Annotated in this window: 17 protein-coding genes; 12 read left to right on the top strand and 5 right to left on the bottom strand. The window is 61.3% G+C overall.

Annotated elements, in window-relative coordinates; translation table 11 throughout:
- The first annotated feature begins 49 nt into the window (after nucleotides 1-49).
- Entirely contained in the window at nucleotides 50-1,858 is a 1,809-nt protein-coding gene (locus D1820_RS05120) for an ABC transporter ATP-binding protein/permease (RefSeq protein WP_118068091.1), read from the top strand.
- A gap of 62 nt (nucleotides 1,859-1,920) precedes the next feature.
- Here the strand turns inward: D1820_RS05120 and D1820_RS05115 are convergent, their stop codons facing one another.
- From D1820_RS05115 to D1820_RS05105, 3 genes are all read right to left on the bottom strand, one after another.
- A complete protein-coding gene (locus tag D1820_RS05115) occupies nucleotides 1,921-2,148 on the bottom strand; it encodes a hypothetical protein (protein ID WP_024096937.1) in 228 nt (75 codons plus the stop codon).
- An 89-nt stretch (nucleotides 2,149-2,237) separates the two neighbouring features.
- Entirely contained in the window at nucleotides 2,238-6,041 is a 3,804-nt protein-coding gene (locus tag D1820_RS05110; RefSeq protein ID WP_118068090.1) for an efflux RND transporter permease subunit, read from the bottom strand.
- Nucleotides 6,038-7,330 (bottom strand): efflux RND transporter periplasmic adaptor subunit, encoded by a 1,293-nt coding sequence (locus D1820_RS05105; RefSeq protein WP_118068089.1) that lies wholly within the window; start codon nucleotides 7,328-7,330, stop codon nucleotides 6,038-6,040. Before D1820_RS05105 ends, D1820_RS05110 begins: the two co-directional genes overlap by 4 nt.
- A gap of 297 nt (nucleotides 7,331-7,627) precedes the next feature.
- Here D1820_RS05105 and D1820_RS05100 point away from each other — a divergent pair, with 297 nt between their 5' ends.
- The 5 genes from D1820_RS05100 (at nucleotide 7,628) to D1820_RS05080 (ending at nucleotide 13,273) form a co-directional block, all read left to right on the top strand.
- The gene (locus tag D1820_RS05100; protein WP_118068088.1) at nucleotides 7,628-8,299 is read left to right on the top strand and encodes a tetratricopeptide repeat protein; all 672 of its coding nucleotides are present in this window, start codon (nucleotides 7,628-7,630) and stop codon (nucleotides 8,297-8,299) included.
- Between the two features lie 66 nt (nucleotides 8,300-8,365).
- Nucleotides 8,366-9,688, top strand: a complete 1,323-nt coding sequence (locus tag D1820_RS05095) for a PQQ-like beta-propeller repeat protein (protein ID WP_118068087.1) — start codon at nucleotides 8,366-8,368, stop codon at nucleotides 9,686-9,688.
- 99 nt (nucleotides 9,689-9,787) lie between these two features.
- Entirely contained in the window at nucleotides 9,788-11,248 is a 1,461-nt protein-coding gene (gene der / locus D1820_RS05090) for a ribosome biogenesis GTPase Der (protein ID WP_040169646.1), read from the top strand.
- A 331-nt stretch (nucleotides 11,249-11,579) separates the two neighbouring features.
- On the top strand, nucleotides 11,580-12,593 hold the full coding sequence (locus tag D1820_RS05085; protein WP_118068086.1) for a fatty acid desaturase: 1,014 nt from the start codon (nucleotides 11,580-11,582) through the stop codon (nucleotides 12,591-12,593).
- Nucleotides 12,590-13,273: a helix-hairpin-helix domain-containing protein gene (locus D1820_RS05080; RefSeq protein ID WP_118068085.1), complete on the top strand. Its 684-nt coding sequence runs from the start codon at nucleotides 12,590-12,592 to the stop codon at nucleotides 13,271-13,273. Before D1820_RS05085 ends, D1820_RS05080 begins: the two co-directional genes overlap by 4 nt.
- Before the next feature lie 91 nt (nucleotides 13,274-13,364).
- On the opposite strand, the gene serS is transcribed toward D1820_RS05080, so the two are convergent.
- Nucleotides 13,365-14,657: a serine--tRNA ligase gene (gene serS, locus D1820_RS05075; protein WP_118068084.1), complete on the bottom strand. Its 1,293-nt coding sequence runs from the start codon at nucleotides 14,655-14,657 to the stop codon at nucleotides 13,365-13,367.
- A 96-nt stretch (nucleotides 14,658-14,753) separates the two neighbouring features.
- Nucleotides 14,754-16,169: a pentapeptide repeat-containing protein gene (locus D1820_RS05070; protein WP_118068083.1), complete on the bottom strand. Its 1,416-nt coding sequence runs from the start codon at nucleotides 16,167-16,169 to the stop codon at nucleotides 14,754-14,756.
- Between the two features lie 175 nt (nucleotides 16,170-16,344).
- Between D1820_RS05070 and yajC the strand changes: the two genes are divergently transcribed.
- From yajC to ccmB, 6 genes are all read left to right on the top strand, one after another.
- Complete coding sequence (gene yajC, locus D1820_RS05065) at nucleotides 16,345-16,629, top strand: preprotein translocase subunit YajC (RefSeq protein WP_040169532.1); 285 nt, start codon at nucleotides 16,345-16,347, stop codon at nucleotides 16,627-16,629.
- 34 nt (nucleotides 16,630-16,663) lie between these two features.
- Entirely contained in the window at nucleotides 16,664-18,325 is a 1,662-nt protein-coding gene (secD, locus tag D1820_RS05060) for a protein translocase subunit SecD (protein WP_118068082.1), read from the top strand.
- Nucleotide 18,326: 1 nt separating this feature from the next.
- The gene (gene secF / locus D1820_RS05055; protein ID WP_096871521.1) at nucleotides 18,327-19,295 is read left to right on the top strand and encodes a protein translocase subunit SecF; all 969 of its coding nucleotides are present in this window, start codon (nucleotides 18,327-18,329) and stop codon (nucleotides 19,293-19,295) included.
- Nucleotides 19,296-19,463: 168 nt separating this feature from the next.
- Nucleotides 19,464-19,817 (top strand): Mth938-like domain-containing protein, encoded by a 354-nt coding sequence (locus D1820_RS05050; RefSeq protein ID WP_118070043.1) that lies wholly within the window; start codon nucleotides 19,464-19,466, stop codon nucleotides 19,815-19,817.
- Between the two features lie 97 nt (nucleotides 19,818-19,914).
- A complete protein-coding gene (gene ccmA, locus D1820_RS05045) occupies nucleotides 19,915-20,541 on the top strand; it encodes a heme ABC exporter ATP-binding protein CcmA (protein ID WP_118068081.1) in 627 nt (208 codons plus the stop codon).
- The gene (ccmB, locus tag D1820_RS05040; RefSeq protein ID WP_102896843.1) at nucleotides 20,538-21,194 is read left to right on the top strand and encodes a heme exporter protein CcmB; all 657 of its coding nucleotides are present in this window, start codon (nucleotides 20,538-20,540) and stop codon (nucleotides 21,192-21,194) included. Before ccmA ends, ccmB begins: the two co-directional genes overlap by 4 nt.
- Nucleotides 21,195-21,205 lie beyond the last annotated feature (11 nt).

Raw genomic sequence — 21,205 nt, 5'->3', positions numbered from 1 at the left:
AAAGTGCCACGCGGCCCCTATGTCAGAGGTCTTGCAGTAAGGACATGTGATGACAGACAGCGATATGACAACCGCGCAGGAGGAGCGCCGCTCCGGTCTGCGCACGTTGCGCCGTGTTTTCCCCTATCTTTGGCCCGAGGGGCAGGCCTGGGTCAAATACCGGGTTGTGGCAGCGCTGGCGGTGCTGATTTTGGCAAAGCTGGTCGCGGTTTACACGCCGATGCTCTACAAAGGTGCGGTGGACAGTCTGGCGGGCGAGGGCGTGCCGCCGCTGGCGTTGGGGGCGGTTGGCCTGACCGTGGCCTATGGGATGGCGCGGATCCTCACCACCGGGTTTCAGCAGCTGCGCGATGCGGTGTTTGCCCCGGTTGGCCAGCGCGCCCTGCGGCGTCTGGCGCTGGAGACCTTCCGCCATATTCACCGCCTGTCGATGCGCTATCACATCACCCGCAAGACCGGCGGGCTGAGCCGGATTATCGAACGCGGTGTGAAAGGCGTGGAATTCCTTCTGCGCTTCCTGCTGTTTTCCATCGGACCGCTGGTGCTGGAGCTGGCATTGGTTGCCATCATCCTCGCCGTTATGTTCGACATCTGGTATCTCGTCGTGGTGGCGGTGACGGTCGGGCTCTATGTCTGGTTCACCTTCGCGGTGACCGAATGGCGGGTGACGCTGCGCCGGGAGATGAACAAGCAGGACACCGATGCCAATCAGAAGGCCATCGACAGCCTGCTGAACTACGAGACGGTCAAATATTTTGGCGCCGAGGATCGCGAGACCGAGCGCTATGATGTGGCCATGCGCGCCTATGCCAAGGCAGCGCTGAAGACGGCCTATTCGCTGGCATTCCTGAACTTTGGCCAGAGTCTGGTGATCACCGGCGGTCTGGTGGCGGTGATGGTGATGGCGGCAATTGGCGTGCAGCAGGGCAATCTGACGGTGGGCGATTTTGTCATGGTCAACGCCTATATGATCCAGATCACCGTGCCGCTGAACTTCCTTGGGACGGTGTACCGCGAAATTCGGCAGAGCCTGGTGGATATGGGCGAGATGTTCGATCTGATCGAACAGGATCCGGATGTGAAGGATGAGGGCAACGCCAAGGTCTTGCAGGTCAACGGCGGGGCGATTGCGCTGGAGAATGTGGAGTTCGGCTATGACAGCGACCGCCAGATCCTGAAGGGCGTCAGCTTTGAGGTGGCGGCGGGGCAGACGGTGGCCATCGTCGGGTCCACCGGATCGGGCAAATCCACCATCGGGCGGCTGTTGTTCCGGTTTTATGACGTGACGCGCGGCGCGCTGCGCATCGACGGGCAGGATGTGCGCGAGGTCACGCAAAAGAGCCTGCACGCCGCGATTGGCGTGGTGCCGCAGGATACCGTGCTGTTCAATGATACCATCCGCTACAACATCGCCTATGGCCGCGCTGGCGCCACCCAGGAGGAGGTCGAAAAGGCCGCACGCGATGCGCAGATCCACGACTTCATCATGCGGCTACCCGAGGGCTATGAGACGCAGGTCGGCGAGCGCGGGCTGAAGCTGTCGGGCGGTGAGAAGCAGCGGGTGGGCATCGCGCGGACGCTGCTGAAGAACCCGCCGATCCTGCTGCTGGATGAGGCGACATCGGCGCTGGACAGCGATACCGAGCAGGAGATCAAGGAGGCGCTGTCACGGGCCGGGCAGGGACGCACGGTGATCACCATCGCGCACCGGCTGAGCACAGTGGCCGAGGCCGACCAGATCATTGTGCTGGAACAGGGCGAGATCGCCGAACAGGGCACCCATGAGGATCTGCTGGCCAAGGACGGGCGCTACGCGCATCTGTGGCAGCGCCAGCAGTCGGATCAGGACGCGGCGTAGCCGTTGCCTTCTGGATATCCGGTATTATGGGGTTTGCATCAACGGGGCCTGCGTCTGCGCGTCTAACCGCTGACGTAGACCCCGTCCTTGGGTTTGTAGAAAATCTTCTGATTGTGTAGCCGTCCGAGCAGATCATGGATCTGGCGCAGGCTGTCCTCGCGGCTGTGACCGGCGATGCCCTGCGCCTGCTGGTTGGCATCGGCCAGGCTGTCGCGGGTGCGTTGCAGCGCGGCCTCGATCAGGTCGACATCGGCGATGGTCAATTCAAACATATCGTTGAAATCGGGCATGGGCTGGGTCCTTTCTGCTGGGGGGCTCTGGCGGTGGTGATCTGCCTGCTGAAACGAACAACGCCCCGCGAGGGCGGGGCGTTGTCAGGTTATTCAGCGGCGCGAAGCGGTGTTGACGGCGGGGTTTCGCGGTCGTCGCGCGTTGTGGTCTTGGCCGGGGGGCTGTCCGGGTTCGGTTCAGCCTCCCACAGGATTTCCGTGGTGGGCAGGGTGCGGGCCTTGGTGGCCAGCCGCATATCCCGGGCAATCCGGCTGGACCGGCCACGGGTGAGCCGGGCCAGCAAGCGGCCAAGCGCACCTACGTAGATCCAGAGCCAGACCCGGATCGCCAGCAGTGACGGCGTGACCAGCAGCGTCAGGACCGTAGCGATGCCAAGGCCAAAGACCACTGCCGTTGCCAGCTGCTTCCACCACAGCGAGGTCGGGCTGTCGATCGAGTAGCCGCCATTGATGAAGTCGAGGCTGAGCCCGAACATCATCGGCGCAAGACCTGCCATCGTGGTGATGGTGGTCAGGAGAACCGGGCGAATGCGGGCCTCAGCGGTGCGAATGATCGCCTCGATCCGCGGCATCTTCTGGGCGTATTCCTGATAGGTGTCGATCAGAACGATATTGTTGTTCACCACGATCCCCGCCAGCGCGACGATACCGGTGCCGGTCATGATGATCGAGAACGGCTGCTGCATCACCATCATGCCGATCAGCACGCCAGTGGTGGAGAGCACCACCGCCAGAAGCACCAGGACCGAGTTGTAGAAGCTGTTGAACTGGGCCAGCAGGATCACGAACATAAGCGCCAAGGCACCGGCGAAGGCTTTCATAAGGAAGGCACCGGATTCGGCCTGTTCTTCCTGATCACCGGTCCATTCCCATGTGATGTCCTTGGGCAGCGGGTCGGTGTTCAGCCATTCCGTCAGGGCGGCGATGCGTTCATTGGCATTGAGGGCGACAACGCGAGCGTCATCGTCCAGCGCGGTCTGCACCGCCTCAAGACTGTCGGCGCTGGCGAGGCTGCGCAGCTTCAGCGGTGCACCGCTTGGCCCGGTCAGGTCGCTGGCGCTGGTGTCGCTGCCCTCGGCGAAGGATTTGACATAGGCCAGCGTTTCTTCTGCACCGCTGTCCTCGCCGGTGATGATCACCTTCGAGAGGCCGGGTTCGATATCCGCCTTCACGTCATAGTAACGCTGCTGCTGGACACGGTTGATCTGTTCCAGCTTCGGCACCGGCTGGCGGGAGATGAAGTTCGACAGCGGCACTAGGCCATCCTCGGTGCGCAGTTTCATCACATCCAGAGTGGAGAGCACGCGGTCCTCCTCCGGAAGGCGGACGCGGATTTCGATCTCCTCATCCGAGCTGTCGACGCGCATGGTATCCAGAAGGATCCCGCGGGTGACCAGCTGCACCATGGCGCCAACAGTGGCGACATCGGCGCCGTAGCGGCCGGCCTTTTCGACGTCGACGTCGATCTGCCAGTCAATGCCGGGCAGGGGCAGGCTGTCCTCGATCAGATCCAGACCGGGGGTTTCATCAAACCGGGCGCGGGCAGTTTGTGTGGCGGCGGTCAGCGTGTCCCAGCTGTCGCCCTTCAGGCGCAGATGGATCGGCTTGCCAGAGGCAGGCCCCTGCGCCAATGCGCGGATCTCAGCCTCGAAACCGGGCAGTTTTGCCAGCTCGGTATTGATCTCCTCGATCACGGTGTCACCGTCGAAATCGGTTGCTGTGACCTCACGGGTGAACCAGCCGTTGAACCAGGTTTCAGTCTGGGTCGGGCGATCCTCCCAAGGGATGATCTCAAACTGTACCTGACCCACGGTGTCGGGCGGTGTCTGCGCGCCGGAGGCATCGGTGTTCAGCCCGCCTTCACCTGCGAAGGAGAAGACATTGACCACCGCCGGATGCGACAGGATGACCTGTTCGGTCTGGCGCACCATCTCGTCCTCTTCCATCAGCGAGGTATTGCCGCGTGCCCGGACATAGGCGGTGGCCTGTTCCGGTTCAGATTCGACAAAGAACTCAACGCCGTAGTTGTTGGTCGAGAACAGCGTGAAAACGGTCATGATGGAGAAGGCAACAGCCCCGATCGCAACAAGGGGCATCACCGGATTGCCGACGATGAACTTAATGAAATGGCCAAAGGGCGTGTGTTTGTAGCCGGCGTTGACCGATTTTTCCGACCGTTGCAGGCTGGTAGCGCCCAGCGTGACAGAGGCGCCGAAGGAGGCCAGCACGAAGACCAGCGCGCCGAAGATCAGCGCGGCCACATCCGGCACATCCGCAGGCAGCAGGTAGCCGCCGTTCAGCATCTGCATTGCGCCTGCAAACATGCCCCAGAGCATCACGGGCACCAGCGCCGCGCGCAGCCACCAGGGCGCAACGGCGCGCAACCCATCGGAGAGGTTTTCAAACAGGCGGCTCATCCGGCCGGTGACGCCGCCCATGACGGGCAGGTAGATCAGCGCCACCACCAGCGACGCCGACAGAACGAAGATCAGCGTGACTGGCAGCATGCCCATGAACTCACCGGGAACGCCGGGCCAGAACAGCATCGGCAGGAACGCACAGAGCGTGGTCGCGGTGGAGGAGACCACCGGCCAGAACATGCGCTGTGCCGCCTCGACATAGGCGTGCATCGGGCCGGTGCCTTCCTTGATGCGTTTGTCAGCGTATTCCACCACCACGATGGCGCCATCCACCAGCATGCCCACCGCGAGGATCAGACCAAACATCACGATGTTGGAGATGCTGATCCCCATCACAGCCAGCAGCGCAAAGCACAGCAGGAAGGAGGTCGGGATCGCAAAGCCGACCAGCAGGGCCGCCCGGCTGCCAAGCGCTGACAGCACCACAATCATCACCAGTGCGACGGCGGTCAGAACCGAGCCTTCCAGCTGGCCGACCATGGAGGCCACGACGCGGCTTTGGTCATTTGAGGTGCCGACGGAGACGGCTGCCGTCAATTCCGGTGGCCATTTGGTTTTTGCTTCAGCCAGCGTTTCCTTCACCAGATCAACGGTGTCGATCAGGTTGTAGCCTTTCCGCTTCACCACCTGCAGGGCAACGGTGTCCTTACCGTTGAACCGGGCGGTGCCGCGACGGTCCTCGAAGGTGAAGTTGATGGTTGCCAGCTCGCCAAGCGTGACCACGCGGTCGCCATTGGTCTTGATCGGCAGTTCATAGATATCGCGCACGTCGTCAAAGGAGGAGGGGATCTTTACCGAGAAGGTGCCCTGATTGCTCTCGACCTCGCCCGCTGCGATCAACTGATTGTTGTTCTGCACAACGGTGATCAGCTCAAGCGCCGTGACGTTATAAGCCTCCAGCCGCAGGGGGTCGATCAGCACCTCGACCATCTCGTCGCGGTTGCCGGCGATCCCGGCCTCAAGCACCGGTTCCAAGGCCTCAAGATTGTCCTGCAAATCCTTGGCGATCCGCGCCATTGTGCGTTCCGGCACGGCGCCGGTCAGGTTGACAATGACGATAGGGAATTCGGAGAAGTTGATCTCGTTGATCGAATATTTCTCTGCCCCCTCGGGGAAATCCGCCTCGGCGGCATCCATCGCATCGCGGACGTCGGCCATGATGGCGGTCTTGTCCCAGCCGAAATCGAACTCCAGCGCCACACCGCCATAGCCTTCGGCGGCGGTGGAGGACATTTTGTCGAGCCCGTCCAGATCAGCCAGCTCGGTCTCCATCACCTTGACCAGCAGCGTTTCGGCATCCTCAGCAGAGATGCCGGGGAAGGGGACAGAGATGAACAGAGCCGGGATTTCGATGTCCGGCTCGCCCTCTTTCGGGAGGCTGGCATAGGCAAAGCCGCCGACCAGCAGCGAGATGGCAATGAATGCCAGGATCATACGGGCCCGTTCTGCGGCCCAGCTGACGATACCGGTCATTGGGATACCTCTTTATAGGTGGGCGCAACAGAGACGCCCGCAACAACAAAATCTTGTCCCACAACAATCACATCGGCCTGTTCCGGCAGGCCGCCCAGCCAAACGCCGCTTGCTTCGTCGCGCAGCAGCTGGATGGGGTAGAACCCGACGGTCATGTCGTCTTCTACCACACGCACGCCCAATTGACCGTCGTTATTCAGGGTCAGCGCCGACTGCGGCAGGTAGTGGGCCTTGGAGCCTTCGGCAGAGATCACGATGTCGGCGGTCTGGCCGTCGCGGATCGCCAGATCCGGGTTGGGCACGGTGATTTCCACCTCAAACGTGCGGGTGGTCGGGTCTGCGGAGCGGCTGATAAAGGTCACCTTGCCCTCAACATTGCGGCCATTGGCCAGCTCAGCGCGCGCGCCCGCCCCGATGGTGACGCGGTTCACCTCGGTTTCAGGCACATAGCCAACCAGTTTGATGGTCTCCAGCTGGATCACGGTCGCACAGAGGCTGCCGGGCTGCATCAGGCTGCCCAGCTCGGCGGTGTCGCTTTCCAGTAGCCCGTCGAAGGGGGCCAGAATATCCAGACGCGCCAGTTCCTTCTCGGCGGCGGCGACTTGGGCTGAGGCTGCCTCAATCCCCGCACTGGTGGTCTCCAGACCGGTTTCCGCAGTGGCCACGCCAGCCACGGCCGAGCGCTCTGCGGCCTGGGAGGAGGCCAGGCGGGTTTCGGAGGCAAAGCCACCTTCGGAGAGTTTGGCGGCTGCTGTCAGGTTGATCTGCGCTTCCTTGAGGCGGGCGCGGGCCTCGTCCAGACGGGCCTGCGCCTCGGGAACGCGGATTTTCGCCTCGCTCAGCCGGGCCTTGGCCTCCAACAGGGTGGAGGGGCGGGTGCCGGGATCCAGTTTGCACAGAAGATCGCCCGCCTTCACCTGCGCGCCTTTGCGCAGCGGTTCGGACAGCACGGTGGAGGTGGTTTCGGAGCGGACTTCGACCTGGCGAATAGCCTGCGTCTGCCCGCGCAGTACAACCGCGCTGTCGATGCCGCGGGCGGTGCTGCGCAGGGCAACCACTCGGACGCCTGAATTGTCGGCCTTGTCAGCGTCGGCGGCTTGCGGGGCCACAGCTTCTGCTGCTGCGGCGGTTGTTGCGGATGCATCGGTCGGCTCGGAGACATCAGAGGATGCGGTCTCATCGCTGACCTGCTCGCCACGGGCAAAGGCCAGAAGCGCATCCCGCTCAATCACGGCATAATACAGGCCTGCCGTCACAACAGCAGCAGTCATCAGTGGAATTACACGCATCTTGGGCCTTCCTAATACATAGTCATCCCATTCGGGACATATAGAGCCACTCAACAATCATACCATTAATGGGCATGTTCGGGCGAACTGGCGCTAAGTGATATGGGCGATATAAGTATTGTCCATACTAAACTCTGTAGTTCAGTTCACATTTTTTGCCTTTTTGGAGCGGTTTGTGCCCATACCGGGGTATCAGGGCCACTTGGCTTGGCATCGGTTGCACTGTAAGAGAAGCAGAACACAGGAAACTTTCCGGCGACTGCGGGGGCGGTTGCGGGATCTGCCAGGGACATTTTCATGAGCGACACCGACAGCTTTATCGATGAGGTGACAGAAGAGGTCCGCCGCGATCGCCTGTTCAAGATGCTCAAACGTTATGGCTGGATTGGCGGCATTGCGGTGGTGTTGATCGTCGGTGGCGCCGCCTTGCGCGAATATAACCGGGCCCAGACCGAAGCGGCATCCCAGGCGCTTGGCGATCAGATGATTGCGGCGCTGGACAGTGATGACAGTGCGGCACGGGCGACGGCCCTGGATGCGATCACCGCTGAGACCACAGGTGGCGATACCGTTTTGAAGCTGTTGCAGGCGGGTGCTTTGGCGGATGCCGGAGACCGTGCGGCGGCTGTTGAACGGCTGAATGCGGTTGCGCGCAACGGTGAGATGCCACTGATCTATCGTCACATCGCGACGTTCAAGGCGCTTGGCCTGCAGCAGGAGAGCCTGCCAGCGGCAGATCGCCGGATTCAGTTCGAGGCGCTGGCCCAACCCGGTGCGCCGCTGGCGCTACTGGCACAGGAACAGCTGGCACTGATTGATATCGAAGAGGACAACACAGAAGCCGCCATTACGCGGTTGCAGGAGATTATTGCCTCCGCCGGTGTCACCTCGGACTTGAAAGACCGTGCTTCGCAAGTGATTGTGGCGCTTGGGGGAGCGCTGGAGCCGGTATCGGCGACAGAAGGCTAAGATCAATTCGGCGCCGATTGGCGCCACGACAAACGTGCAGTAAAAGTGCAGTAATGGGGCAGGGCAATGATGGCAGTAACAAGCTTTTGGAGCGCGAGGGGCATTCTGACGGGAACCGCATTGGCGTTGATCCTGTCCGCCTGCGCCGAGCCTGAGGTCATCCTGCGCGGCGAGCGTTTGGATCTGCGCGATGACAGCGTCACGGTTGTCAGCAATGAGACCCGCGCCATTGCGCTGCCTGCAACACGCAACAATGCCAGCTGGCCACAGGGGCCGGGCGTTGAGGGGCTGCGCCCTGTACATCCGGCGTTGGCCGCTGCGCCGCACGCAATCTGGTCCACCTCGATCGGCGACGGTGACAGCCGCCGCCAGCGCATCACCGCGACACCGGTTGTGGGCGATGGGCGTATCTACACGCTGGACAGCGGCGCCAGGGTTTCGGCCGTCAGCCCAGCCGGGGCGTTGCAGTGGCAAAGCGAGTTGTTGCCTGCGTCTGACAGCTCAGGGCAGGCCACCGGTGGCGGTTTGGCCTACGACGGTGGCGTGCTTTATGTCTCGTCCGGCTATGGCGTGCTGACCGCGCTGGATGCGGCCAGCGGAGCAACCATCTGGCGGCAGGAGCTGGAGGCCACCGGCTCCGGTCAGCCCACGGTGCGCGACGGTCTGGTCTATCTGGTGGCCGGAGATGATACCGGCTGGGCGGTACACGCAAAGGATGGTCGTATTGCCTGGCAGGTTCAGGCCACCCCCAGCCCCTCGAACATTCTGGGCGCACCGGCGCCTGCGGTCACCTCTGATCTGGCGATCTTCGCCTTTGGCTCGGGTGATCTGACCGCGACCTTCCGCAAGGGCGGCCTGCGGCGCTGGAACGCCTCCGTGGCGGGTAAGCGGATTGGCCGGACCATTTCCCGGATCAGTGATGTCACCGGCGCGCCTGTTGTGTCCGGCAACCGGATGTATGTGGGCAACCAGTCCGGGCGAACAGCGGCCTTTGACCTTGGCTCCGGCGACCGGTTGTGGACCGCGCCCCATGGGGCGGTGGATCCGGTCTGGGCGGTTGCGGGCAATGTATTCCTGATCAGCGACCTTGGCCAATTGGTGCGGCTGGATGCGGACAGTGGCGCGGCGATCTGGGCCACGAACCTGCCCGGATACCTCAAGGATAAACCCCGCAAACGCGGCGCAGTGGTGGCCCATCACGGGCCAGTTCTGGCTGGTGGTCAGGTGGTGGTGGCCTCCAACGACGGGCTGTTGCGCTTCTTCAGCCCTGAAAGCGGCGCGCTGCTGCGCAGTGTGGCGGTGCCCGGCGGCGCCAGCACCGCGCCCGTTGTGGCGAATGGGACGCTTTATGTTGTCTCCACCAAGGGTGAATTGCACGCTTTCCGATAGCGCTTTGATGCGGTAGGAGAGATTTACGCAGCGATGTGCTCTGGCAGGGCGCGCGCAGATGCGCTATGGGGCGCGTCTGAATCGCAGAAAGTTGGTCTGATGTCTTTTACCCTCGCTATTGTGGGCCGCCCGAATGTGGGCAAATCCACATTGTTCAATCGTCTCGTCGGCAAGCGGCTGGCGCTGGTGGATGACCAGCCCGGCGTCACGCGCGATCTGCGCGAAGGGGAAGCGCGTCTCGGCGACCTGCGCTTTACCGTGGTGGACACCGCCGGTCTGGAAGATGCCACCGACAACTCGCTGGAAGGGCGGATGCGCCGCCTGACCGAGCGGGCGGTTGATATGGCTGATATCTGTCTGTTCATGGTGGATGCCCGCGTTGGCGTGACCCCGGTGGACCAGATGTTTGCAGAGATCCTGCGCAAGAAATCCGCCCATGTGATTCTGGCCGCCAACAAGGCTGAGGGCAACGCCGCCGATGCCGGTGTGCTGGATGCCTGGGGCCTGGGTCTGGGGGAGCCGATCCGCCTGTCCGGTGAGCATGGCGAAGGTCTGAATGACCTTTATTCGCAGCTGATGCCGCTGGCGGATGAGTTTGAAAAACGCGCCGAGGACGACAGCCCCGAGATCGACGTCGTTCTGGACGAAGACGCCGACGAAGACGATCTGTCGGTGCCGATGCCAACCCGCAACAAACCGTTGCAGGTGGCTGTTGTCGGACGTCCCAATGCGGGCAAATCCACCCTGATCAACAAGATTCTGGGTGAGGACCGCCTGCTGACCGGGCCTGAGGCCGGGATCACCCGCGATGCGATTTCGCTTCAGATCGACTGGCAGGATGTGCCGATGCGCATCTTCGATACTGCTGGCATGCGCAAGAAGGCCAAGGTGCAGGAAAAGCTGGAGAAGCTCTCCGTCTCCGACGGTCTGCGCGCGGTGAAATTTGCCGAGGTGGTGGTGGTCCTGCTGGATGCGGCGATCCCGTTTGAACAGCAGGATCTGCGGATTGCCGATCTGGCCGAGCGGGAAGGCCGCGCGGTGGTGGTTGCGGTCAACAAATGGGACATTGAGGATGAGAAGCAGGAAAAGCTGCGCAACCTCAAGGAAGCCTTTGATCGGTTGCTGCCGCAGCTGCGCGGTGCACCACTGATCACGGTTTCGGCGAAGACCGGCAAGGGGCTGGATCGTCTGCACGCAGCGATCATGCGCGCCTATGACGTCTGGAACCGCCGGGTGCCCACCGCGGCGCTGAACCGCTGGCTGACGGGAATGCTGGAACAGCACCCGCCGCCCGCCCCGCAGGGCAAGCGGATCAAGCTGCGCTATATGACCCAGGCGAAGACCCGTCCGCCGGGCTTTGTGGTGATGTGTTCACATCCCGACAAGATGCCCGAGAGCTACAATCGCTATCTGGTCAACGGGCTGCGGCAGGATTTTGATATGCCCGGCTCGCCGATCCGTCTGACGCTGCGCTCGCAGTCGGACAAGAATCCCTACAAGGGTAAGAAGAAGGCGCCGCCGTCGAAGCTGCGCAAACATCTGGAAGGCCGCCGCAACTAAGCGCGCGCCTGTTTCTGGTCAAATTATCAGGCGGCCTCCCACCTTGGGGGCTGCCTTTTTTCATGGCTGGGGCAGGTTTGCGCCTGCGGTATCGGCAGGATTTGACCGCAAGCCATTGGCTTTGCTAGGCTTCACCATAGGTTATTGAAAGATGGGGCGCGTGTCTTGCAGAACTGGGGTGTGACTGGGCCGGGCACAGGGACCGGATCGGCACAGGCAGGGCAGACGCCGGGATATGAACCGTGACGGTTCGGGATATCGCGAGGTTATCGGCCATGTGCTGAGATCTGGCGTCACGGCAGTGTCACACGGCGTCTCTAGGGAACATCCCATGGATTTGAGAGCATATACGCGGACCTATTGCGAGAAAGACAACCGGCTGGCCGCGCTCAGCTATTTCGGGACATTTGCGGTCTATTTCCTCGCGCTGACGGTGGCGATCCGCCACGCTGAGATCTGGTATCTGATGCTGCCTGCGGGGGTGGTTTTTGCCTTTGCGGCGGTGCGGCTTTACGTGCTGCAACATGATACCGGCCATCAGTCGCTGTTTGAAACGCGCCTCCAGAATGAGCTTGCCGGTCATGTGCTGTCGCCCTTCACCTTTGCCCCGTTTGAGGTGATGAAGCAGAACCACAATGAGCATCACGCCTATGTCGGCAATCTGGAGCACCGCGAATCCGGCGAGATCCACACCATGACCCTGCGCGAATGGCAGGCGGCGGGATGGGCGCAGCGATTGGCTTATCGGCTCTATCGCAATCCGCTTGTGCTGGTGCCGTTTGGGGCGGCGTTCACTTATTTTATCCGCTACCGCTGGCCAAAGAACACGCTGCGGTTTGGCGCCTTGGGGGTGGTTCTGCACAACGTCGTCATTCTGCTGCTGCTTGGGCTGCTTTATGCCATTGCGGGGACAACTGGCGTGCTGATCTGGCTGGGATTTTCGTTTCTCGGTGGGATGATCGGTGTGTTTCTGGTCTATCTGCAGCATAATTTTGAAGACACCTATTGGGATCGTCGGCCCGACCTCAATCCGCAGGTTGCAGCGCTTCAGGGGTCCTCCTGTCTCGATTTTGGCTGGTTTTTTGACTTTGCAGTCGCCAATATCACGCTGCATGACATTCACCATTTCAACGCCCGCATTCCCAGCTACCGGCTGCGCCGCTGTCACCATAATCTGCCGCCCGAGATTGCGCCGCGTCGCATTGGATTTGGCGAGGCGATCCGCGCTCTGGGGCTGAAGCTCTGGGACGAAGACCAACAGCGGCTGGTGCCATTCCCACCGGGCAATGCGCAGGGGGCGCTGGCCAGGGCAGCAGGGCGAACCAATACGCAGGAGCCTTCATGACATCCATCGCCAAACTTCCCGGTGTCGGCCCCGCGCTGGCGCGGGTTCTGACTGACCATGGCTACGCCACGATAGAGGCGGTGGCAGGGAAATCGCCGCAGGAGCTGAGCAAAATCCCACGGATCGGCAAGCTGCGCGCGGCGAGATTGTCCGCAGAAGCAAAGAAAGCCCATGGGGAAACCAGCCCAGAGCAAGGCAAACCTGCCCGCCGTGCCAATGGGGATGCTCCAGCGATGCCGAATGGTGCAGCGCAGGAGCAGCCCGTTGACCGCGCTGAGGCGGAAAAGCTCAGCTCCGCGCTGGCCGCGGCTGAGGCTGCCCGTCGTGCGGCAGAGGCCAAGGCCGAAAAAGCTGTGCTGAAAGCCAAAAAATCCGCGAAGAAAGCCGCTGCGCTTGCTGAGGAATTTGCTGCCGCAAAGGTGAAAGCCAAGGCGAAGGCCAAGCGGGTGAAGGCCAAGGCCAAACGCGCGATTGAGAAGGAAAAGGCCAAGGCGAAGGCCATCCTTGAGGCCAAGCACAACCCGAAGAAAGAGGCACCTAAGAAGGACAGCGGCAAGAAAGACCCATCCAAGAAGGACCCGACCAAGAAGGCGTCAGCCAAGAAAGACGCGGCCAAGAAATCCCTGGCCAAAAAGCAACCTGATCCGGGTGCTGCTGCGAAACCTAAGAAAAAGAAATAGCGCCGCCGGGACGCTATAATGAGAACAAAGAAAAACCGACGCTGTAAGGCGTCGGTTTTTTTACTTTTTATTAATAGGTTGCGCGCAGTTGTTAAACCAACGCCCCCTCCGCCGTCAGGGTCAAACGACCGCCCAGATAGGGGGCCAGAACCTCGGGCAGTTTGACGGAGCCGTCTTCCTGCTGACCGTTTTCCAGCACCGCAATCAGGCAGCGCCCGACAGCCAGCCCAGAGCCGTTCAGCGTGTGCAGATATTCCGGTTTGCCGCCATCGGCCGGTTTAAACCGCGCATTCATGCGACGGGCCTGGAAATCACCGGTGGTGGAGACAGAGGAAATCTCGCGGTAGGTGTTCTGACCGGGCACCCAGGCCTCAATGTCAAAGGTGCGGCGCGCGCCAAAGCCCATGTCCCCGGTGCAGAGCACCACGGTGCGATAGGGCACGCCCAGCTTCTCCAAGAGACCTTCCGCGCAGCGCAGCATCCGCTTTTGCTCATCATCGGATTGGGTCGGATGCACGATGGAAACCATCTCCACCTTCTCAAACTGGTGCTGGCGCAGCATGCCGGAGGTGTCTTTGCCCGCGCTGCCCGCCTCGGAGCGGAAGCAGAGCGTATGGGCTGTCATGCGGATCGGCAGGGCGGCCTCGTCCAGCGTGTCGCCCGCGACGGAATAGGTCAGCGGCACCTCGGAGGTGGGCACCAGCCACCAGCCATTGGTGGTCTGATAGCTGTCATCGCCGAATTTGGGCAGCTTATCGGTGCCATACATCGCCTCATCACGCACCAGTACCGGGGAGTTTACCTCGGTGAGGCCGTTCTCATCGACATGGGTGTCGACCATGAACTGCGCCAGCGCGCGGTGGATGCGGGCCACGGCGCCCTTCAGCAGGACAAAGCGGGAGCCGGAGATCTTCGCGGCGGTTTCAAAGTCCATCGCCGCCGCGACGCCCTTGATCTCAAAGTGTTCTTTGGGGTCGAAGGTGAAATTGGGGATCGCCCCCCATTTGCTGACCTCGACATTGTCGTCCTCATCCGCGCCCGCTGGCACGTCCTCGGCCGGCAGGTTGGGAATGCGGGCCAGCACGTCGGTGAGCTTGGCGTCCAGCTCCTTGGCCTCGGTCTGCAGGGCGGCGACTTCGGCTTTCTTGCCGGCCACCTCGGCGCGCAGACGTTCGAATTCGGCGTCATCCCCCTTGGCCTTGGCCGCGCCAATGGCCTTGGCCGCCTTGTTCTGATCGGCCTGCGCGGTTTCAGCCGCCTGGATCTTGGCCCGGCGGGATTCATCCAGCGCCAGGATGTCAGAAGACATCGCCGCATCCCCACGCCGCGCCAAAGCGGCGTCAAAAGCGGCAGGGTTCTCGCGGATCGCGCGGATGTCATGCATGGGGGTGCTCCTAAAGCGTTGAATCAGTGCCGCCAGCATATGCCGGATGGGGGCGGGAAGGGGAAGGGGGCGCTAGTGGTTGGCGAACTTATTCGCTCACTTGTGTCTTCCATGAAAGGGGAAGTGGCAGAGGTCCAGTTTGATCATAAGGTCGTTGTAGAGAGAGTGGGTTACACCGTCGTCAGAACTATATGGTGACCAAGACTTAAATCCTTTTTCAGACAATTTACGTAACAGGTCATCCGCGCGCTCGGCCTCTCCGTCATCTTTTGCATACTCCAATTCCATCCTAAGTTCAGAAATGCTGCCAGTTCTGTTTGGGCTAGTATAGCGTTCCGGGAGTTTGGTATCACTCGTGCCGAAAATCGTATTCATCTGGATGTTGTCGCCGAGGCTGAATACACCTGATAAATCAGCAGCTGAGACATTAAGCCCCCGCAGAGTTGCCCATCCAAGATTATTATAGTGAATCGGGCCTGCCGACCGGTTAAGTGTCGCGTGTGCTAGGTTCGCGCCTGTCAGATCACAATCCAGAAATCTTGAATAGTTTAGAGTGCAGTAGCTCAACTCAGCGCCTTGGAAATTCGCCCTCGTAAAATTAGCGCCCTCAATGAGACTGTGGTGGAACATCGCTCCAGAATAATCGCGTGTAGCGAAGTCGGCACCAGAAAGATTGCAACTGCGCAGGTCCAGTCTGAAGCGCAGCAAAGCTTCTGCTTGTTTTCCCTTCTGTCCACGTCGGCCAATTGCTTTTATGGCCATTTGGATGTCGTCCCTCAATGGCGGAACTCTTTCCAGCTTCCCTGTGGGGCTGGGATCGTCACAGGGCACGTTATTTCGGACATAGGCACAAAGGATTTCCACAATCTGGATGTGAAATTCCAAATTCTCTTTCGCCAGTCTCTCCAGCGCTAAGATCGACCCAATTCGGACTTCGATGTTTGGTTTGGTGATTTCCGCCATGATCGGCTTTTTCAGATCCGGCTCACCATTCGCATCATCTTCATAGAGCAAAGCACCTTCGGAATCCTGTCTTTGCTGCTTCACCGTCTTCTCAGCCCCCAAACCCTCAACGGCCTTGTTGATCCTGTCGGTGATCAGCCCCTGTTCGGTGGCCGTCGTGTTTCGTTCATTCGTCCACACCCGGATTGAGGCAAAGAATATGGTGGCGGAGCCTGCGAGTATGGCGACGAGGATGCCGATGCTGTGAGCGAGAAAGCGTAGCGCTTCGGCCTGCGGCTCTGCTTTGGCAAGTTCGTTCCCCAGAAGATCGACAAGGCGACGCACGCTCAGCCCGATTTCGACCAGATAGAAGGTCATCGCGAGGACAAAGAGCAGACTAACCACGATCAGCAGCGCCATGACGTAGTGCTGGCGCAGCCAAGCCAATAGTTGCGGGAGTGTGGTGGGCTTAAGGCTGATTGCCCAGAGCAGCGCGTAGACGCCACCGCAAAGCGCAATGAAGGTGAATAACAGCGGGTGGCTGACGATGGTCAGATAGGTATCCAGCACTAAAATAGCCTCGATATAAATATGCGATCACCCTCTCGCCGCGCCTGCATCGGGTCAACGGCGTTTGCGGTATCAGATAAGGCTCCCTTAGCCTTGCAAGTGGCCCTTTCTGCGCATAGGTTCCCCTGCAAAATTAAGGGCGTCTCAAGCGCCTGTCACACAGAAGGAATATCCCATGGAAGGTGGCGCACTCGCCCAATTTCTCCCGCTCATTCTGATCTTTGGTATCATGTACTTCCTGCTGATCCGTCCGCAGCAGAAAAAGCTGAAGACGCATCAGTCGATGGTCGAAGCACTGCGCCGTGGCGATCAGGTGGTGACCCAGGGTGGCATCATCGGCAAGGTGGCCAAGGTCAAGGATGACGGCGAAATCGAAGTGGAAATCGCCGAGGGTGTGAAAATCCGCGTGATCAAAACCACCATCGCACAGGTTCTGAACAAGACCGAGCCGGCAGCGTAAGTAGCCCCGCTTAACCAACTGAAAAGGCAGGGCAATGCTGCAAATTGATCTCTGGAAGCGGGTTCTCATCTGGCTGGTCTGTGTGACCGGCCTTTTGCTTGCCCTGCCAAATGCGTTTTACACGCGCGTCGAGCAGGCCAACGACGCCGCCGCCGAAATAATCGCCAAGGGCGAGAGCCCCGAGCGGCTGGAGGTGGCGGGCCAATGGCCGTCCTTCATGCCGTCGTCGCTGGTCAACCTCGGCTTGGATCTGCGCGGTGGTGCGCATCTTCTGGCCGAGGTGAAGGTCGCCGACGTCTATGGCGCGCGTATGGATGCGCTCTGGCCTGAGGTGCGTGACGCGCTGCGGCCCGAGCGTGGTGAGGTCGGCACCTTCCGCCGCCAGCAGGCACCGGAGGGGCAGATTCGTTTGAAGATCTCCAAGCCCGAGGGCATGGCCCGCGCGCTGGAGGTTGTGCGTGGTCTGGCCAATCCGATCACCAGCCTGACCGGGGCCGGGGCCACCGATATCACCGTGTCCGGGAGCGGGGACATTCTGACCGTGGAGCTGAGCGAGCAGGAAAAGCTGGCCTCTGATGATCGCACGGTGCGGCAAGCGCTGGAAATCATCCGCCGCCGGATTGACGAGGTGGGCACGCGCGAGCCGACCATTCAACGCCAGGGCAGCGATCGGATCCTGATTCAGGTGCCGGGCATCGGGTCGGCGTCTGAGCTGAAGGAAATCATCGGCACCACCGCTCAGCTGACCTTTAACCCGGTTGTGGGCCGTGGCAGCGATGCAGACTCCAATGCGGGCGTGGGCAACAAGGTTGTGCCGTCGCTTGATGAGGACGGCGTGTTCTACACCGTCGAGGCCGCACCGGTTGTGACCGGTGAGGAACTGGTGGACGCGCAGCCGTCGTTTGATCAGAATGGCCGCCCGGCTGTCAGCTTCCGCTTCAACACCACAGGGGCGCGCAAGTTCGGCGACTACACGGCGGAGAACATCGGCTCTCCCTTTGCGATTGTACTGGATGAAGAGGTGGTCTCCGCCCCGGTCATCCAGGCCCATATCGCAGGTGGCTCAGGTATCATCACCGGCAATTTCACCATCGAGGAAAGCACCAATATGGCGATCCTGCTGCGTGCCGGTGCCCTGCCTGCGGGGCTGGAATTCCTGGAAGAGCGTACGATCGGCCCGGAACTGGGTCAGGACAGCATTGATGCCGGTAAGGTTGCGACGATTGTCGCCTTTGTCGGGGTGCTGGTCTTCATGGCGCTAAGCTATGGTCTGTTTGGCCTCTTTGCAAATGTCGCGCTGATCCTCAACATCGGCCTGATCTTTGGCGCGCTGAGCCTGATTGGCGCAACGCTGACCCTGCCGGGGATTGCGGGTATCGTTCTGACGGTAGGTATGGCGGTCGACGCCAACGTGCTGATCTTTGAACGGATCCGGGAGGAGCTGAAGGCTGGTCGTGGTCCTGCACGGGCCATTGATGAGGGCTACTCCAAGGCGCTGAGCGCCATTCTGGACGCCAATATCACCACCTTCATCACGGCGGTGATCCTGTTTGCCATGGGCTCCGGCCCGGTGCGCGGCTTTGCGATCACGCTGGGGCTGGGGATCATGACGTCCGTCTTCACCGCGATCTTTGTGACGCGGGTGATCATTGTGATGTGGTTTGAACGGCGTCGTCCGAAAACGATCGAGGTGTGAGATGCGGCTGAAACTTATTCCCGAAAGTACCTCGTTTGATTTCTTCAAGCGCTGGAAACTGTGGCTGGGCATCTCTGCCCTGATGATCGTCGTGGGTTTTGCCTCCTTTGCCTTGCAGGGGCTGAACTTCGGCATTGATTTTCGGGGCGGTACAACCATCCGCACCGAAAGCACCACGGACATTGACGTGGGCAGCTACCGGACTGCGCTGGAGCCGCTGGAGCTGGGTGACATCACCATCAGCGAGGTGTTTGATCCGACATTTGCCGAGGATCAGCATGTCGCCATGGTGCGTATTCAGGCGCAGGCTGATGGCGAGTCGATCTCTGGTGAGGTGATTGCCGAGGTGAATGCCGCGCTGGATGCGGTGGCGCCGGGCATCAAATTCGTGTCGGTGGAGTCCGTCGGGCCGAAGGTCTCGGGCGAGCTAGTGCAGACGGCAGTCCTGGCGGTTGCGCTCGCGATTGGCGCGGTTCTGATCTACATCTGGCTGCGCTTTGAATGGCAGTTTGCGCTGGGGGCCGTCGCGGCGCTGGTGCATGATGTGGTGCTGACCATCGGTGTCTTCTCCGAACTCCAGATCAAGTTCGACCTGGCGATCATCGCAGCGCTGCTGACCATCGTCGGCTATTCGCTGAACGATACTGTGGTGGTGTTTGACCGGGTGCGCGAAAACCTGCGTCGCTACAAGAAGAAGCCGCTGGCCGAGGTGCTGAACATCTCGATCAACGAGACTCTCAGCCGGACCGTGATGACCTCGGTGACCACCTTACTGGCGCTGATCTCGCTTTATGTGCTGGGCGGGGATGTGATCCGAGGCTTTGTCTTTGCGATGATCTGGGGCGTTATCATCGGCACCTATTCGTCGATCTTCGTGGCCTCCACCATCCTGTTGTGGCTGGGCGTGAAGCGTGACTGGACGAAGCCATCGAACACCACCGGCAACCAGTTCGCCAATATCGACGCCTGAGCCGCCGCTTAGGTATGACATGTCAGAGGCCGCGTCCCGCCGGGATGCGGCCTCTTTTTATGGGTCTCAGCCGGGCTGGTATTTTGTCAGGGGGACGGACATGTTATGCAGCCGGGCAGGGCGCCGCGCCACGCGCCCACCGCCGACCACGAACAGAGGATGCACGCCATGCGGTTGAACGAAGTTGCCTATACGGACGCCCTGCCTATCGACGGCTACGGCCCGGGTTTTTTTCGCGTGGGCGGTGAGGTGTTTCACGGTTCTATCCTGACCGGGGCAATGGGGACCACTGGCTGGGGCGGCTATGAGGACGCTGGCCCGCTGTTGGCACTTGTCGGCGAGGTGGATGTGCTGTTCATCGGCACCGGCGCCGAGGTCGCGCATATTCCGGCCAGCCTGCGTCGGCAGCTGGAAGGGGCCGGAATTGGGGTTGAGGCGATGAACTCTCCCGCGGCCTGCCGGACCTATAACGTCCTCCTCTCAGAAGGGCGCCGGATCGCCCTTGCGGCGCTTGCGGTCTGATCACCTGTCCATGATGGAAACAGGCTTGATCTGGCGCAAGGACAGGCCGCGCGGGATCGGGTTTTTCGACCAAGAACCAAAGAGGTAGGCGGATTTCATGACAGTGACCATTGCAGGGCTGAGCATCGCGCGCGGCGGCGTGCCCGTGCTGGAAGGGGTGAGCTTTGTGCTGACGCCCGGGCGGGCACTGATCCTGCGGGGGCCGAATGGCTGTGGCAAGACCACGCTGCTGCGCACCATTGCCGGGCTGCAACCGCCGCTTGCCGGTGAGGTGACAATGAACGGGACCGGCGAGGGCGACGATATCGCCTATGCAGGCCACGCCGACGGGATCAAGCTGACCCTGACGGTGGCGGAAAACCTGAAGTTCTGGGCGGCGATCTTTGCTACGGATGAGATCGACAACGCGCTGGATGCCTTTGATTTGCGGTCCCTGCGTGATCGGCAGGCCGGGGCGCTTTCTGCCGGGCAGAAACGCCGTCTGGGGCTGGCGCGGTTGATGGTCACCGGGCGGCGTTACTGGATATTGGATGAGCCGACGGTCAGTCTGGACCGGGCCTCGGTGCAGCAGTTTGCGAATGTTGTGCAGGGCCATCTTGCGGGTGGCGGTGCGGCGTTGATTGCCACCCATATCGACCTTGGCCTTGACGGCGACACGCTGGACGTCAGCCGGTTTCGCGCCAAGCTGCCGGATCTGGACAATTTCGACGGAGCCTTCCTGTGAGGGCGCTGTTGCTGCGCGACCTGCGGCTGGCCTTGCGCGCGGGCGGCGGCTTTGGCCTGGGGCTGGCGTTTTTCCTGATTGTTACAGTGCTGGTGCCGTTTTCGGTCGGACCGCAGTCAGAGCTGCTGGGCCGCATTGCCCCCGGTGTGCTGTGGCTTGGTGCGCTCTTGGCCTGCCTGTTGTCGCTGGACCGGCTGCTGGCGCTGGACTGGGAGGATGGCACATTGGATCTGATGGCCACCGCTCCGCTGCCGCTGGAAGCGGTGGTGACGATCAAGGCGCTGGCCCATTGGATCACCACCAGCCTGCCGCTGGTGCTGGCGGCGCCTGTGCTGGGCGTGCTGCTCAACCTGCCGACCGAAGGCTTTCTGTGGCTGGTTGTCTCGCTTCTGCTGGGCACGCCTGCACTGTCGGTGATCGGCACCTTTGGCGCCGCACTCACAGTGGGGCTGAAGCGGGGCGGGCTGTTGATGTCGCTCTTGGTGCTGCCGCTTTACGTGCCGACGTTGATCTTCGGCGCAGAGGCCGCGCGGCGGGGTGCCGCGGGTATGGCGGTGGAGACGCCGTTGTTGATGCTGGCCGGTATTTCGGCCGCCACGCTGGCGCTGCTGCCCTTTGCCAGCGCCGCCGTCCTGCGCGTCAATTTGCGCTAGGATGAATGAAT

Origin of the sequence: Phaeobacter sp. LSS9 (assembly GCF_003443595.1) — a bacterium.
Lineage (GTDB): Bacteria > Pseudomonadota > Alphaproteobacteria > Rhodobacterales > Rhodobacteraceae > Phaeobacter > Phaeobacter piscinae.
This window is presented reverse-complemented; position numbering and strand designations above follow the sequence as displayed.

Bases quoted from the DNA above. Each gene is read 5' to 3' on its own strand.
- D1820_RS05120 (WP_118068091.1), top strand. From the start codon at position 50: ATGACAGACAGCGATATGACAACCGCGCAGGAGGAGCGCCGCTCCGGT.
- D1820_RS05115 (WP_024096937.1), bottom strand. From the start codon at position 2,148: ATGCCCGATTTCAACGATATGTTTGAATTGACCATCGCCGATGTCGAC.
- D1820_RS05110 (WP_118068090.1), bottom strand. From the start codon at position 6,041: ATGACCGGTATCGTCAGCTGGGCCGCAGAACGGGCCCGTATGATCCTG.
- D1820_RS05105 (WP_118068089.1), bottom strand. From the start codon at position 7,330: ATGCGTGTAATTCCACTGATGACTGCTGCTGTTGTGACGGCAGGCCTG.
- D1820_RS05100 (WP_118068088.1), top strand. From the start codon at position 7,628: ATGAGCGACACCGACAGCTTTATCGATGAGGTGACAGAAGAGGTCCGC.
- D1820_RS05095 (WP_118068087.1), top strand. From the start codon at position 8,366: ATGATGGCAGTAACAAGCTTTTGGAGCGCGAGGGGCATTCTGACGGGA.
- der (WP_040169646.1), top strand. From the start codon at position 9,788: ATGTCTTTTACCCTCGCTATTGTGGGCCGCCCGAATGTGGGCAAATCC.
- D1820_RS05085 (WP_118068086.1), top strand. From the start codon at position 11,580: ATGGATTTGAGAGCATATACGCGGACCTATTGCGAGAAAGACAACCGG.
- D1820_RS05080 (WP_118068085.1), top strand. From the start codon at position 12,590: ATGACATCCATCGCCAAACTTCCCGGTGTCGGCCCCGCGCTGGCGCGG.
- serS (WP_118068084.1), bottom strand. From the start codon at position 14,657: ATGCATGACATCCGCGCGATCCGCGAGAACCCTGCCGCTTTTGACGCC.
- yajC (WP_040169532.1), top strand. From the start codon at position 16,345: ATGGAAGGTGGCGCACTCGCCCAATTTCTCCCGCTCATTCTGATCTTT.
- secD (WP_118068082.1), top strand. From the start codon at position 16,664: ATGCTGCAAATTGATCTCTGGAAGCGGGTTCTCATCTGGCTGGTCTGT.
- secF (WP_096871521.1), top strand. From the start codon at position 18,327: ATGCGGCTGAAACTTATTCCCGAAAGTACCTCGTTTGATTTCTTCAAG.
- D1820_RS05050 (WP_118070043.1), top strand. From the start codon at position 19,464: ATGCGGTTGAACGAAGTTGCCTATACGGACGCCCTGCCTATCGACGGC.
- ccmA (WP_118068081.1), top strand. From the start codon at position 19,915: ATGACAGTGACCATTGCAGGGCTGAGCATCGCGCGCGGCGGCGTGCCC.